Annotated in this window: 11 protein-coding genes; 7 read left to right on the top strand and 4 right to left on the bottom strand. The window is 62.5% G+C overall.

Annotation, left to right across the window (positions count from 1 at the left end; translation table 11 throughout):
* Nucleotides 1-263: 263 nt before the first annotated feature.
* Genes LB536_RS17660 through LB536_RS17650 form a run of 3 tightly spaced genes read left to right on the top strand, consistent with a single transcriptional unit; the run spans nt 264 to nt 5100 of the window.
* Complete coding sequence (locus LB536_RS17660; RefSeq protein WP_140754373.1) at nt 264-2213, top strand: PrkA family serine protein kinase; 1950 nt, start codon at nt 264-266, stop codon at nt 2211-2213.
* Between the two features lie 19 nt (nt 2214-2232).
* Complete coding sequence (locus LB536_RS17655) at nt 2233-3546, top strand: YeaH/YhbH family protein (RefSeq protein ID WP_224594967.1); 1314 nt, start codon at nt 2233-2235, stop codon at nt 3544-3546.
* A gap of 9 nt (nt 3547-3555) precedes the next feature.
* Nucleotides 3556-5100 (top strand): SpoVR family protein, encoded by a 1545-nt coding sequence (locus LB536_RS17650; protein WP_224594964.1) that lies wholly within the window; start codon nt 3556-3558, stop codon nt 5098-5100.
* 74 nt (nt 5101-5174) lie between these two features.
* Here LB536_RS17650 and LB536_RS17645 read toward each other — a convergent pair whose 3' ends face one another.
* From LB536_RS17645 to LB536_RS17630, 4 genes are all read right to left on the bottom strand, one after another.
* Entirely contained in the window at nt 5175-5975 is an 801-nt protein-coding gene (locus tag LB536_RS17645) for an alpha/beta hydrolase (RefSeq protein WP_224595192.1), read from the bottom strand.
* A 71-nt stretch (nt 5976-6046) separates the two neighbouring features.
* A complete protein-coding gene (locus tag LB536_RS17640; RefSeq protein WP_140754379.1) occupies nt 6047-6937 on the bottom strand; it encodes an HlyC/CorC family transporter in 891 nt (296 codons plus the stop codon).
* Between the two features lies 1 nt (nt 6938).
* The gene (gene aroB / locus LB536_RS17635) at nt 6939-8075 is read right to left on the bottom strand and encodes a 3-dehydroquinate synthase (RefSeq protein WP_224594959.1); all 1137 of its coding nucleotides are present in this window, start codon (nt 8073-8075) and stop codon (nt 6939-6941) included.
* The gene (locus LB536_RS17630; protein ID WP_224594957.1) at nt 8072-8683 is read right to left on the bottom strand and encodes a shikimate kinase; all 612 of its coding nucleotides are present in this window, start codon (nt 8681-8683) and stop codon (nt 8072-8074) included. The genes aroB and LB536_RS17630 overlap by 4 nt, the downstream gene beginning before the upstream one ends.
* 210 nt (nt 8684-8893) lie before the next feature.
* Here LB536_RS17630 and LB536_RS17625 point away from each other — a divergent pair, with 210 nt between their 5' ends.
* The 4 genes from LB536_RS17625 to LB536_RS17610 all read left to right on the top strand — a co-directional run bounded on the left by LB536_RS17625 (nt 8894) and on the right by LB536_RS17610 (nt 12626).
* On the top strand, nt 8894-9046 hold the full coding sequence (locus tag LB536_RS17625) for a histidine kinase (protein WP_135902374.1): 153 nt from the start codon (nt 8894-8896) through the stop codon (nt 9044-9046).
* A gap of 34 nt (nt 9047-9080) precedes the next feature.
* Entirely contained in the window at nt 9081-9998 is a 918-nt protein-coding gene (locus tag LB536_RS17620) for a site-specific tyrosine recombinase XerD (RefSeq protein ID WP_224594954.1), read from the top strand.
* A 98-nt stretch (nt 9999-10096) separates the two neighbouring features.
* Entirely contained in the window at nt 10097-11047 is a 951-nt protein-coding gene (locus LB536_RS17615; protein WP_140754389.1) for an acetyl-CoA carboxylase carboxyltransferase subunit alpha, read from the top strand.
* 241 nt (nt 11048-11288) lie between these two features.
* Nucleotides 11289-12626: a murein L,D-transpeptidase family protein gene (locus LB536_RS17610; protein WP_224594951.1), complete on the top strand. Its 1338-nt coding sequence runs from the start codon at nt 11289-11291 to the stop codon at nt 12624-12626.
* The last annotated feature ends 2 nt before the right edge of the window (nt 12627-12628 follow it).

Genomic DNA, 12628 nt, shown 5'->3' with positions numbered 1-12628 from the left:
ATATCCCGCCGCCGCTTTTGGCATGATCCAGCCACGGAGCGCGGTGGCTGTCAGCGCGTCCCATCCCTGCCGAGGTCGCGGTCGATCTCCAGATCGCAAGAGTCTCCGCGGACGCTGCGAGCGTTCAATCAGGATAGGGCAGCCATTCGGGCCGGAGCGATGCCAGGATTTTGATGCCAGATGCATGCGCGCCGACGGAACAAATAATGCCATCCCGCAGTTGATACGTGGGCCCCGCCAGAATGGCTCTGAAGGCAACGATCATGCGAGAGAACCAATCCGACGTCTTCCACCTCTTTTCGGAAATTTATGCAAACGCCGCCCAAGAGGAAATAAGCCTCCAGCAATATCTGCTTGCCTGCCGCGAGGACAAATCGATGTATGCCTCGGCGCCGGAACGAATGGTCGAGGCGATCGGCGAGCCTAACCTAGTCGACACCAGCAAGGACGAGCGGCTCGGCCGCATTTTCTCGAACCGGACCGTCAAGATATATCCCTCCTTCTCCGAGTTTTACGGGATGGAGGATACGATCGAGCGCATCGCCGGATATTTCCGATATGCCTCTCAGGGCCTCGAGGAACGCAAGCAGATCCTCTACCTCTTGGGTCCGGTCGGCGGCGGCAAATCTTCCTTGGCCGAACGGTTGAAAAAATTGATGGAGGAGCGCCCGATCTACACGCTCAAGGTCGGCAACCAGATCAGCCCGGTTTTCGAATCGCCGCTTGGCCTGTTCCATCCCGATCGCATGGGCGATCTCCTGGAGGACAAATACGGGATAGCCCGGCGCCGCCTCAACGGGCTTATCTCGCCATGGGCGGCCAAGCGCCTCGACGAATTGTCCGGCGACATCTCCAAATTCAGCGTCGTCAAACTGATGCCGTCGCGGCTGCGCCAGATCGGCATAGCCAAGACCGAGCCTGGCGATGAGAACAATCAGGATGTCTCGGCCCTGGTTGGCAAGGTCGACATCAGGCAATTGGAAAATTTCAGCCAGTCCGACCCCGACGCCTATTCCTACAGCGGCGGACTGAACCGGACGACGCAGGGTCTGCTCGAATTCGTCGAGATGTTCAAGGCGCCCATCAAGGTGCTGCATCCATTGCTGACGGCGACCCAGGAAGGCAGTTACAACGGCACCGAGAATTTCGGCGCCTTTCCCTATCAGGGCATCATCGTTGCCCATTCCAATGAATCCGAGTGGCAACAGTTCAAGAACAACAAGAACAATGAGGCGTTTCTCGATCGCATCCTCGTGGTCAAGGTGCCGTATTGCCTGCGTATCACCGAAGAGAGGCAGATCTACGAAAAGCTGCTGCGCGAGAGTGAATTGGCCGCCAGCCCCTGCGCGCCCGAGGTGTTGGATATCCTCAGCCGGTTCAGCGTCTCGACCCGCCTTGCCGAGCACGACAATTCGCCGCTGCACACCAAGATGCGCGCCTATGACGGCGAGAACTTGAAGGAGATCGACCCGAGGGCGAAGTCAGTCCAGGAATATCGCGACGCCGCCGGCGTCGACGAAGGCATGACCGGCGTCAGCACGCGCTTTGCCTTCAAGATCCTGTCACAGACGTTCAACTATGACACCGCGGAAGTGGCCGCCGATCCTGTGCATCTGATGTACATACTGGAAGAGGCGATCAAGCGGGAGCAGTTTCCGAAGGAGATGGAAGCCGCCTATCTCGAGTTTATCAAGTCGGAACTGGCCGCCCGTTACGCCGAGTTCATCGGCCACGAAATCCAGAAGGCCTATCTGGAATCCTATAGCGAATATGGCCAGAACCTGTTCGACCGCTACATCGCCTATGCCGATGCCTGGATCGAGGACCAGGACTACAAGGACCCCGACACCGGCCAGATCCTCAACCGCGAGGTGCTGGATAACGAATTGTCGCAGGTCGAAAAGCCGGCAGGCATCGCCAATCCGAAGGATTTTCGCAACGAGGTGGTGAAGTTCACGCTGCGGGCCCGGGCGCGCAACCACGGCCGCAATCCGTCATGGACGAGCTACGAGAAGCTGCGCGAGGTGATCGAAAAACGCATGTTCGGCCAGGTCGAGGACCTCCTTCCGGTGATCAGCTTCGGCTCCAAGCAGGATAGCGTCACCGAAAAGCGGCACACCGAATTCGTCCAGCGGATGGTGGAGCGCGGCTATACGGAACGGCAGGTGCGCCGGCTGGTCGATTGGTACATGCGGGTGAACAAGGCGGGCTGAGAGCAGCCCGAATGGTTGCATGCCGATCTTTATCGACCGCCGCCTGAATCCGAAGGACAAAAGCCTTGGCAACCGCCAGCGCTTCCTCAGGCGTGCCCGCGAGGAACTCAAGCGCAGCATTCGCGACCAGATCCGCAGTGGACGGATCGCCGACGTGGACGCGGAGCATGCCGTGCCGATGCCCGAGAGAGGCACCGGCGAGCCGACTTTCAACGACGCGAGGGACACCGGCCGGCGCCGGCACATCCTGCCGGGCAACCGGCAATTCGCCCAGGGTGATCTGATCCCCAAACCCGGCCAGGGCGGAGGCATGGGCGGTTCGTCACCGGGAAACACCGCATCCGAGGACGACTTTCGTTTCGTCCTGTCGCGCGAGGAGGTGCTCGATCTTTTCTTCGAGGATCTCGAACTGCCCGACATGGTGAAGCTCAATCTCAAGGAGATCCTTGCTTTCAAGCCGCGCCGGGCGGGTTTCGCCGCCACTGGTTCGCCGACCAACATCAATGTCGGCCGCACGATGCGCAACAGCCACGGCCGCCGCATTGCGCTCAGGCGCCCCAAGCAAGCGGCGGTCGACGCGATCATGCAGGACCTCGCCTTGCTGGAGGCCGCACGGCCCGATGCTCAGACGCGCGAGCGCGTCGCGGCCCTCAAAGAGGAGATCGAGCGGCTGGAGCGCCGGCGCCGGCGGATTGCCTTCGTCGACCCGGTCGACATCCGGTTCAACCGCTTCGACCCGACCCCGGTGCCGAACGCGAAAGCGGTCATGTTCTGCTTGATGGACGTGTCGGGCTCGATGGGGGAGCGGGAGAAGGACCTGGCCAAGCGCTTCTTCGTGCTACTGCACCTGTTCCTGAAGCGACGTTATGAGCGCACCGAAATCGTCTTCATCCGCCATACGCACGAAGCGCAGGAGGTGGATGAGGAAACCTTCTTCTACTGCACGCAAAGCGGCGGCACCGTCGTTTCTACCGCACTCGAGGAAATGCATCGCGTGATCAAGCAGCGTTATCCCGCGAGCGAGTGGAACATCTACGCCGCGCAGGCTTCGGACGGCGACAATTTCGCCACCGATTCCGAGCGCTGCATCGCCCTGCTGAACGGCAAGCTCATGCGCCTGTGCCAGTATTTCGCCTATGTCGAGATCATCGACGAACGCGAGAGCCACATCTTCGGCGCGACCGAAAACGGGACATCGCTCTGGCGGGCCTACAGCGCCATCGAATCGAACTGGCCGAACTTCCAGATGAGCCGCATAGCCACGGCCGCCGATATCTATCCCGTCTTTCGTCGGCTCTTCGCCAAACAGCCCGCGCTCCGCAAGAGCGCCTGAGGGGAAACTATGGCCAGGACAGCCAGCAAACCGGGTTTGCTCTTTTCCGGATCCGACTGGGATTTCCAGAAATTGTCGCAGGCTTATGAGGCGATCGCGGCAATCGCCGTCGAGGAGCTCAAGCTGGACACCTATCCGGTACAGATGGAGATCATATCTTCGCAGCAGATGCTCGACGCTTACTCATCGGTCGGCATGCCGCTGATGTATCGTCACTGGTCGTTCGGCAAGCATTTCCTTTATCAGGACTTTCTCTACCGCAAGGGCGGACGGGGGTTGGCCTATGAACTGGTCATCAATTCCAATCCCTGCATCGTCTACCTGATGGAGGAAAACACCATGGCCTTGCAGGCCCTGGTGACGGCACATGCAGCGCTCGGACACAATCATTTCTTCAAGAACAATCATCTTTTCCAGCAGTGGACCGACGCCGGGGGGATTCTAAGCTACCTGGAGTTCGCCAAGGGCTACATTGCCCGATGCGAGGAGCGGCACGGATTGTCAGCCGTGGAAAGCATTCTCGACAGCGCTCACGCGCTGATGGAGCAAGGCGTGTTCCGATATCACAGGCCGCCAAAGCTGTCGTCCGAGCGGCAGCGTGAAGGGTTGCGCGAGCGCCTGGAATATGAAGAGCGCTCCTACAACGACTTGTGGCGCACGCTGCCTCCTTCACAGGACACCAGCAAGACCGAGAAGAAGGATGAAGGCCTGGCGGAGCGGAAGAAATCGCTCAACCTGCCCGAGGAAAACCTGCTCTATTTCCTCGAGAAGAACAGCCTTGTCCTGGAGCCCTGGCAGCGCGAGATCATCCGCATCGTGCGTGTCGTTGCACAGTATTTCTATCCGCAGCGGCAAACGCAGGTGATGAATGAAGGCTGCGCCACCTTCGTGCACTACACTCTCATGAACGCATTGTTCGACCGCGGCCAGATCAGCGAGGGCGCCATGCTCGAGGTCCTGCGCAACCATTCCAATGTGATCTTCCAGCCGGCCTTCGACGACCCCCGGTTCTCCGGTATCAATCCGTACGCGCTCGGCCTCGACATGATGCAGGACATCCAGCGCATTTCGACCGAGCCGACGGCGGAGGACCGCGACTGGTTTCCCGACATCGCGGGTCGCGGTGACTGGCGCGACGTGCTCCTGGACGCATGGGCCAATCACCGCGACGAATCCTTCGTCCGCCAGCACCTCAGCCCGGCCCTGATACGGAAGTGGCGGATGTTTGTCCTGGCCGACCAGGCCGACGACGCGCATTACGAGGTCGCCTCGATCCACAATGAGCGCGGCTACCAAAAAATACGTGCCGCGCTGGCCCATAGCTACGATGTCGGGGCGAGCCGGCCGGATATCCAGGTTGTGGATGTCGACCTGCTCGGTGACCGGCATTTGCGGCTGCAGCACAAGGTGAAGGAGGGCGTACTGCTCGACGGTGGCAGCCGCGACGCGACCCTGCGCCATATCCGAAGCCTCTGGGGTTATGAGGTCAGCCTGGCCGCGGTCGACGCCGAAACCGGTGCGACGCTCAACGAACGCTCCAGCAGTGACTGTTGAGTTTCGGCCTCGGCTTTCATCGGACGCTGTCGGGCGGAACGAGTAGAACACGCTCCGCGGACGCGCCGGTGCGCTCAGCCGACCGTCGATTTCAGGAACGCCAGCGCCGCGATGGTCAGCGCGTCGCCATCCTCACCGAAATCGCGGTTGATCGACATGTGCGTATAAGCACTGCCGTCGAACAGCGTCACCCCAGTGCCGCTGGCGCGCAGGAGCTCGGCAAAGGCCGTGGACTGTTCGCCGCGACCCTCGGCGCGAGAATAGGCAATGAAGGTTGGCGGATGCTTGCGGCCGTCCACATAGCTCGCCGGCGAAAGTGCCGCCCATTGCGAAGGATCGGAAAAGGCCCGCGCATAGGCCCGAACCATGCCCCCATTCCTGGAAAGTGCGGCGAGATCATAGGCCCGGGTATCATCGAGAAGCAGGCCGGCGACGCCGGGCAGTCCGCCGCGCATGCCGGTCAGGGCAATCAGGTGGCAGCCGGCCGAATGGCCCATGCCGACGATACGGCTGGGATCGCCGCCATGTTGGGCGATATTGGCCCTGAGATAGGCATAGGCCTTCTCGACATCGCCCGCCTGGGTGGCGACATCAGCCTGTGGCAGCATGCGGTAGTCGATGGAGACGAAGCAGAAGCCGTTGGCAAGCAGGAAGGCCGGTTTGGCGTTGACCTGGCTGCGTCTGCCGAACCGCCACGCGCCGCCATGGACGAAGAAGACAACCGGCAGGTTTCTCGCGCCACCGGGCGCATAGATGTCGAGCTTGGCCGGTCCATAGTCGAAGGTTTCGGGCGATGGCTTGTCTCGCGCCGCCAATGCCCCAGCAGGCAACAAGGTGGACATCGAAGCCAGGAGCAAGGTTCGCCGATCGATAATCATCATCGGCAAAGAATGCATCGCGGCGGGCGGGAATTCCAGTGAAGGATCGGCAAGGCGGCGGCTCTAGTCTAACTGTCGCCGGCTGGCCTGATCCTGACCCTGGCAATCCGGTTCTTGTCGCGTTTCATGACGACGAAGCGCTTGCCGTGGAACGTAAAGGCCTGCTTCTCCTCGGGGATCGATTGCGCCTCGTGGATGACGAGGCCGGCGATGGTGGTCGCCTCCTCGTCCGGCAGGTTCCAGTCGAGCGCCCGGTTGAGGTCGCGGATCGGCACCGTGCCTTCGACGACGACGGAACCGTCCGCCTCCTGCTTGACGCCCTGGATGTCGACATCATGCTCGTCGGCGATCTCGCCGACGATCTCCTCGATGATGTCCTCCAGCGTCACCAGCCCCTCGACCTCGCCATATTCGTCGACGACGACGGCGAAATGAGCCTTGCGGCGCAGGAACGCGTTGAGCTGTTCCTGCAAGGTCGTGGTGTCGGGCACGAACCAGGGTTTTGACGCGATCTTCATCACGTCGATTTGCGAAAAATCGTTGCCGACCTCGTTCAGTGCACGCAGCAGATCCTTGGCGTGCAGCACGCCGACGATATTGTCGAGCGAGCCTTTCCAGAGCGGCATGCGGGTGTGCGGGCTCTGCAGGATCTCGCGCACCACCGCCTCCGGCGCATTGTCGGCATTGACCGAGCGCATGTTGGTGCGGTGGACCATGACGTCGGACACTTCGAGCTCTTCGAGGTCGAACAGTCCGCCGATACGGTCGCGATCCTCGCGCACAACCTGTCCGTCGCGGCGAAAATCGTCGACCGCGCCGCGCAATTCGTCCTGGCTCGAGCGCTGCGGCTCGATGCGCGACAGCTCATAGCCGAACATGGCAAGCAGGCGTGTGCGCACGGCAACGACCAGCAGGACGAGGATGGCAAGGACGGCGACGACGATCCAGCCATTGTCCATCTCAGCCGGCTTTCCGGCTGGCTGGATGGTTTTCCCCGAGGAACGACAGCACTTCCGAGGCCGGTACGTCCTTGGCGATGAAGGCCTGGCCGATGCCGCGCGTCAGAATGAAGGTCAGCGCCCCGCGCGACACCTTCTTGTCCTGCGTGATGAATGAAAGCAGGGCCTCGGCATCGGGCAAGTCGCCCGGGATATCGGCCATCCGCCACGGCAGCCCGACGGCACGCAGATGTGCCTCGACGCGGGCCGCGTCGTCGGGGCTGGCGAGATTGAGCCGCGACGAGAACCGGTGCGCCAGCGCCATGCCGATGGCGACCCCCTCGCCATGGACGAGGCGGGTTCCATCATACTGCGTGGCGGCTTCGAGCGCGTGTCCGAACGTATGGCCGAGGTTGAGCAAGGCGCGGTCACCGGTCTCGAACTCGTCGCGGGCAACCACATCGGCCTTGGCGCGGCAGGCCTCGGCAATGGCCTCGACCCGCTCCGGTCCGCCAGCGAACACCTTTTCCCAGTTCGCTTCCAGCCAGGCGAAGAATTGCGGCCGGTCGATCAGCCCGTATTTGGCAAGCTCGGCATAGCCGGCGCGGAATTCGCGGATCGGCAGCGTGTCGAGCACTTCGGTATCGGCCAGCACCAGCCTGGGCTGGAGGAAGACACCGACGAGGTTCTTGCCGCGCGGGCTGTTGATGCCGGTCTTGCCGCCGACCGAGGAATCGACCTGCGCCAGCAGCGAGGTCGGAACCTGCACGAAATTCATGCCCCGCCGCACGATGCCCGCGGCAAAGCCGGTGAGATCGCCGATGACGCCACCGCCAAGCGCGATGACGACGTCGCCGCGCTCCAGCCTTGCCGCCAGGACACCATCGACCACCGCCTCCAGATGGGCAAAGCTCTTGGTCTTCTCGCCAGGCGGCATCGTGATGACGGCCGGCTGGATGCCACCCTTCTCAAGCCCGGCCTTCAGCGCATCGAGATGCGCGGCGGCGACGTTCTCGTCGGTCACGACGGCGGCGCGTGTGCCCGGCAGCCGCCGCGAAATCTCGGCGCCGGCGCGCGACAGCAGGCCGGCGCCGATCAATATGTCGTAGGCCCTGTCGCCGAGACCGACTTCGACGGTGACTGGCTGATCCGTGCTCATGAATCGACCTCGCCGGTCGCGGCTATCGCATCGATGCCGAAATGCCGGCACAGCGCCTCGACCACCTCGGCAGCGATGACCTCCTTGCGATCGTCGCGGGTCGGCACGGTGATGTCAGCGGTGGCATAGACCGGATAGCGTTCCCCCATCAGCCGCTCAAGTACCGCGCGGGGATCGGCGCTTTTCAAAAGCGGCCGGTTCTGCTTCTTGGAAACGCGGTCCATCAGAAGGTCGAGCTCGGCCTTCAGCCACACCGACACGCCGTGCGCGGCGATGGCCTCGCGCGTCTGCGCGTTCATGAAGGCACCGCCTCCGGTCGACAGAACCTGCGGGCCGTTTTCAAGCACGCGCAGGATGACTCGCTGTTCCAGCGCCCGGAACTCGGTCTCGCCATAGCGCTCGAACAGGTCCGGAACGGTCATCCGCGACACGCTCTCGATCTCCTGGTCGCTGTCGATGAAGGGCAGCGAAAGCATCGTCGACACCTTGCGGCCGATCGCGGTCTTGCCGGCGCCCATCAGCCCGACAAAGACAATGGACCGACCGCCCAGCCGGCCAAGCAGCGCGGCATGGGTCTCGCCTGGAGGATTTGCCTGTAGCGCGTTCATCAGCTGTTTCTTGGGCCCTCTTTGCCGGCGTATCGACATGAAAAGCCGGTTTGCGTCAAGCGTGCCGAGTGCCTTGGCCCGATATGGACGGAGCGACGCTTGCATCAGAAGTTGCTAACAGGGGCCCGCTTCTTCCTTGAATTGGCCGGATTGGCGTCCCATAAGGGCACAGGGTTTGGAAACGCAGAACAAAAAGACGGGCGAGAATTAATGCCGACACTGTTTCGCTTTGTCGTGATAGCAGCGATTCTGGCCGGCATTGCCTATGGTACGATGTTCGCTCTGGTGATGTTCGTCGAGCCGAAAAAGGCGGAAATGAGCGTGCGTATTCCGCCGGAAAAGCTCAATCCCAAGAAAAACTGAATCCCAAAAAACTGACTCGGACCGCCTCAAGGACATGAACAGCGCCGCCCGTATCGAGGCCTTCCTGGAAATGATGAGCGCCGAGCGGGGAGCGGCCGAGAACACGCTTTCCTCCTATCGCCGCGATCTGGAGGCTGCTTCCGACGGGATCGATGGCGGACTTGCCCGCGCAGGTGCCGCCGATATCAGGGCCTATCTCGACGACATCGCCGCGCGCGGCTTCGCGCCGGCGTCACAAGCGCGCAAACTGTCGGCGATCCGCCAATTCTTCAAGTTCCTCTATGCCGAAGGCCTGCGCGGCGACGACCCGACCGGGACGCTGGACAGCCCGAAAAAGGGCCGCCCTCTGCCCAAGACGATGAGCGAGGCCGAAACCGGCCGGCTGATCGACCGCGCCGCGCACGAAGCCGGCGATGCCGGGCTCGGCCACGCCGACAGGCTGGCGGCGTTGCGCCTGCATGCGCTGGTCGAAGTGCTCTACGCAACGGGTCTGCGCGTTTCCGAACTGGTCGGTCTGCCGGTGACGGTGGCGCAACGCGACGACCGTTTCTTCATGGTGCGCGGCAAGGGCGACAAGGAACGCATGGTGCCGCTGTCGGCCAAGGCGCGCGCGGCGATGCGGAGCTGGCTTGACGCTCGGGCCAAGCTACCTGCCTTCGCCGACAGCCCGTTCCTGTTCCCGGCGACATCCGACAGCGGCTATCTCTCGCGCCAGGTCTTTGCTCGCGATCTGAAAGGCCTGGCGGCGCGCGCCGGCATCGCCTCGGCCAAGATCTCGCCGCACGTGTTGCGCCATGCCTTCGCCAGCCATCTCCTGCAGAACGGCGCCGATCTCAGGGCCGTGCAGCAGTTGCTCGGTCATGCCGACATATCGACGACGCAGATTTACACCCATGTGCTGGAGGAGCGGCTGGTGCGGCTGGTCAACGATCATCATCCGCTTGCCGACTAGGCCTCATATCGTTATGTGAGAACGACATTTCACCGCCCGGAGCCTTGGTTTCAACGGTTCCGCAGTCATTGCCTTCCGACGCATCGGTCCGCTCAAGCATGTACAATTACCTCGATTTCGAAAAGCCGGTGCAGGATCTTGAGCTCAAGATCCTCGAGCTCAAGAAGCTTGCCGAGAACGGCGAGGCGGTCGATGTCGCCGATGAGATCACCAGGCTCGAGAAGCGCTCGCGCGATGCGCTGCGCGAACTCTACAAGGCGCTGACGCCGTGGCAGAAGGTGCAGGTGGCGCGCCACTCCGACCGGCCGCACTGCGTCGACTACATCAAAGGCCTGTTCAGCGACTTCACGCCGCTCGCCGGCGACCGCAACTTCGGCGAGGACCAGGCGATCGTCGGCGGTTTTGCCCGTTTCCGCGGCGAACCCATCGCAATCCTCGGCCAGGAAAAGGGCTCGGACACGGCGAGCCGCCTCAAGCACAATTTCGGCTCCGTGCGCCCCGAAGGCTATCGCAAGGCGGTGCGGCTGATGGAGCTTGCCGATCGTTTCAAGATCCCGCTGCTGACGCTGGTCGACACGGCCGGCGCCTATCCCGGCGTCGGCGCCGAGGAGCGCGGCCAAGCCGAAGCCATCGCCCGCTCGACCTCGGCTTGCCTTGGGCTGAAAGTGCCGTCGATCTCGGTGGTCATCGGCGAAGGCGGTTCGGGCGGCGCCATCGCGATCGCCACCGCCAACCGCGTCTACATGCTCGAACACGCTATCTATTCGGTGATTTCGCCTGAAGGCGCCGCCTCCATCCTGTGGCGCGACACGACGCGCTCCAAGGACGCGGCGACCAACATGAAGATCACCGCCCAGGATCTGCTGGAACTAAAGATCATCGACGCCATCATCCCCGAGCCGATGGGCGGTGCCCAGCGCGCGCCCGAAACGGTGATTGCCGCGACCGGCGACCTCATCGCCAAGACGATGAGGGAGTTTGCCGGCGCCAACACCGATTTCCGCGAACAGCGCCGCGAGAAATATCTGGCGATGGGCCGCAGCCTCTGACGCTTCTTGGGCGGCGGAACAACGTTGCCGGGAGCGCTCTGCCCGCAGCAATGTGGCGGCGATGAGCAATTTCGCCACAAAAATGCCGCCCCATTCGGTTCAATGAAATCACCGTGATGGATCGGCCGCGCCTTGCGGTAAGGAATTTTCAAGGTTAACGGGCTTACGTTCCGTCGGTGTTCAGCATGCGGGGTTTGGCCGTTTCGAAGCCATTGGCCCGGGAAAAGACATAGACTTATCCATGTTTGCCAAGCTTGCCCGTACTGGAGTCCTTGCCGCCTCGATAGCCGTCGCGGGCTGCAATGATTCGTCGATGAAGGACTTTGCCCCGGAAGCCAACAAGCCGCTGCCGGACAAGATCCTCGCCGACATGAGGGCCAAGGGCATGGTCCGCACCTCCTCGGTGATGGCGCGCATCTTCAAGGAAGAAGGCAAGCTCGAGATCTGGAAGGCCAAGACCAACGGCCGCTACGACATGGTGGCGAGCTATGACATCTGCAAATGGTCGGGCAAGCTCGGGCCGAAATACACCGAGGGCGACCGCCAGGCGCCGGAAGGTTTTTACACGGTGCGCCCGTCGCAGATGAATCCGCGCTCGAACTACCATTTGTCGTTCAACATCGGCTTTCCCAACGCCTATGATCGTGCCAACGGCCGCACCGGCCAGAATCTGATGGTCCATGGCGCCTGCTCGTCATCGGGCTGCTATTCGATGACCGACGCACAGATCGAGCAGATCTACGCCTTCGGCCGTGACGCCTTCCAGGGCGGCCAGACCGAGTTCCAGATCCAGGCTTTTCCGTTCCGCATGACCGCCGCCAATATGGCGCGCTACCGCAACGACCCGAATTACGAATTCTGGAAGATGCTCAAGGTCGGCTACGACAATTTCGAGGTCACCAAGGTGCCGCCGAAGGTCGATGTCTGCGAGAAGCGCTACGTCTTCAATCAGGTGGCCGCCGATGGGCAGACCTTCAATCCGACCGGCCCCTGCCCGGCGACCACCCAGCCGGATTCGCTGAAGAGCGCCTACAACGCCTATCAAAGCACCTATGACGCGGCCTTCAACAGTGCGCTCAAGGCCAGCGTGCCGCCACCCAAGCCGACGATTGCCGGCATCAAGGAAGCCAGCATCGTCTCCGACTGGTCCAAGCGCCGGGCTCGTGGCGAGCGCGTGCCGATCGATCCGCCGTCGCTCAACACCGACGGTTCGGTGACCGAGACGGCGCGCATGGGCCGCATCGATTCGCCAGCCGGCCGCAAGATGGCCGCGCTCGACGCCGAAAAGGCCGCCAAGCAGAAGGCCGAGGAGCAGAGGCTGGCGGCGATCGAGGCCGCCAAGCAGGCCAAGGCACAGGCATTGGCAGAAAAGCAAGCCGCCAAGGCCCAGGCGCTGGCCGAAAAGGAAGCGGCCAAGAACGCCAAGATTGCGGCCAAGGCCGCCAAGGAAGCTCCCGTCGCCACCGCGACCATCGCTGCTCCGACGGAAGCCCAGCCGGCCGAAACGCAGGCCGCCAGCGCGGACGAAAGCCGGGTGACGAAGCTGAAGAACAAGTTGCTCGGCATGTTCGGCGGCTGATC

This window comes from Mesorhizobium sp. ES1-3 (genome assembly GCF_020164795.1).
Lineage (GTDB): Bacteria > Pseudomonadota > Alphaproteobacteria > Rhizobiales > Rhizobiaceae > Mesorhizobium.
The sequence above is the reverse complement of the archived record's forward strand: the minus strand, read 5'-3'. Positions and strand labels throughout refer to the sequence as shown.

Bases quoted from the DNA above. Each gene is read 5' to 3' on its own strand.
- LB536_RS17640 (WP_140754379.1), bottom strand. From the start codon at position 6,937: ATGGACAATGGCTGGATCGTCGTCGCCGTCCTTGCCATCCTCGTCCTG.
- aroB (WP_224594959.1), bottom strand. From the start codon at position 8,075: ATGAGCACGGATCAGCCAGTCACCGTCGAAGTCGGTCTCGGCGACAGG.
- LB536_RS17610 (WP_224594951.1), top strand. From the start codon at position 11,289: ATGTTTGCCAAGCTTGCCCGTACTGGAGTCCTTGCCGCCTCGATAGCC.
- LB536_RS17650 (WP_224594964.1), top strand. From the start codon at position 3,556: ATGGCCAGGACAGCCAGCAAACCGGGTTTGCTCTTTTCCGGATCCGAC.
- LB536_RS17660 (WP_140754373.1), top strand. From the start codon at position 264: ATGCGAGAGAACCAATCCGACGTCTTCCACCTCTTTTCGGAAATTTAT.
- LB536_RS17620 (WP_224594954.1), top strand. From the start codon at position 9,081: ATGAACAGCGCCGCCCGTATCGAGGCCTTCCTGGAAATGATGAGCGCC.
- LB536_RS17655 (WP_224594967.1), top strand. From the start codon at position 2,233: ATGCCGATCTTTATCGACCGCCGCCTGAATCCGAAGGACAAAAGCCTT.
- LB536_RS17630 (WP_224594957.1), bottom strand. From the start codon at position 8,683: ATGAACGCGCTACAGGCAAATCCTCCAGGCGAGACCCATGCCGCGCTG.
- LB536_RS17625 (WP_135902374.1), top strand. From the start codon at position 8,894: ATGCCGACACTGTTTCGCTTTGTCGTGATAGCAGCGATTCTGGCCGGC.
- LB536_RS17615 (WP_140754389.1), top strand. From the start codon at position 10,097: ATGTACAATTACCTCGATTTCGAAAAGCCGGTGCAGGATCTTGAGCTC.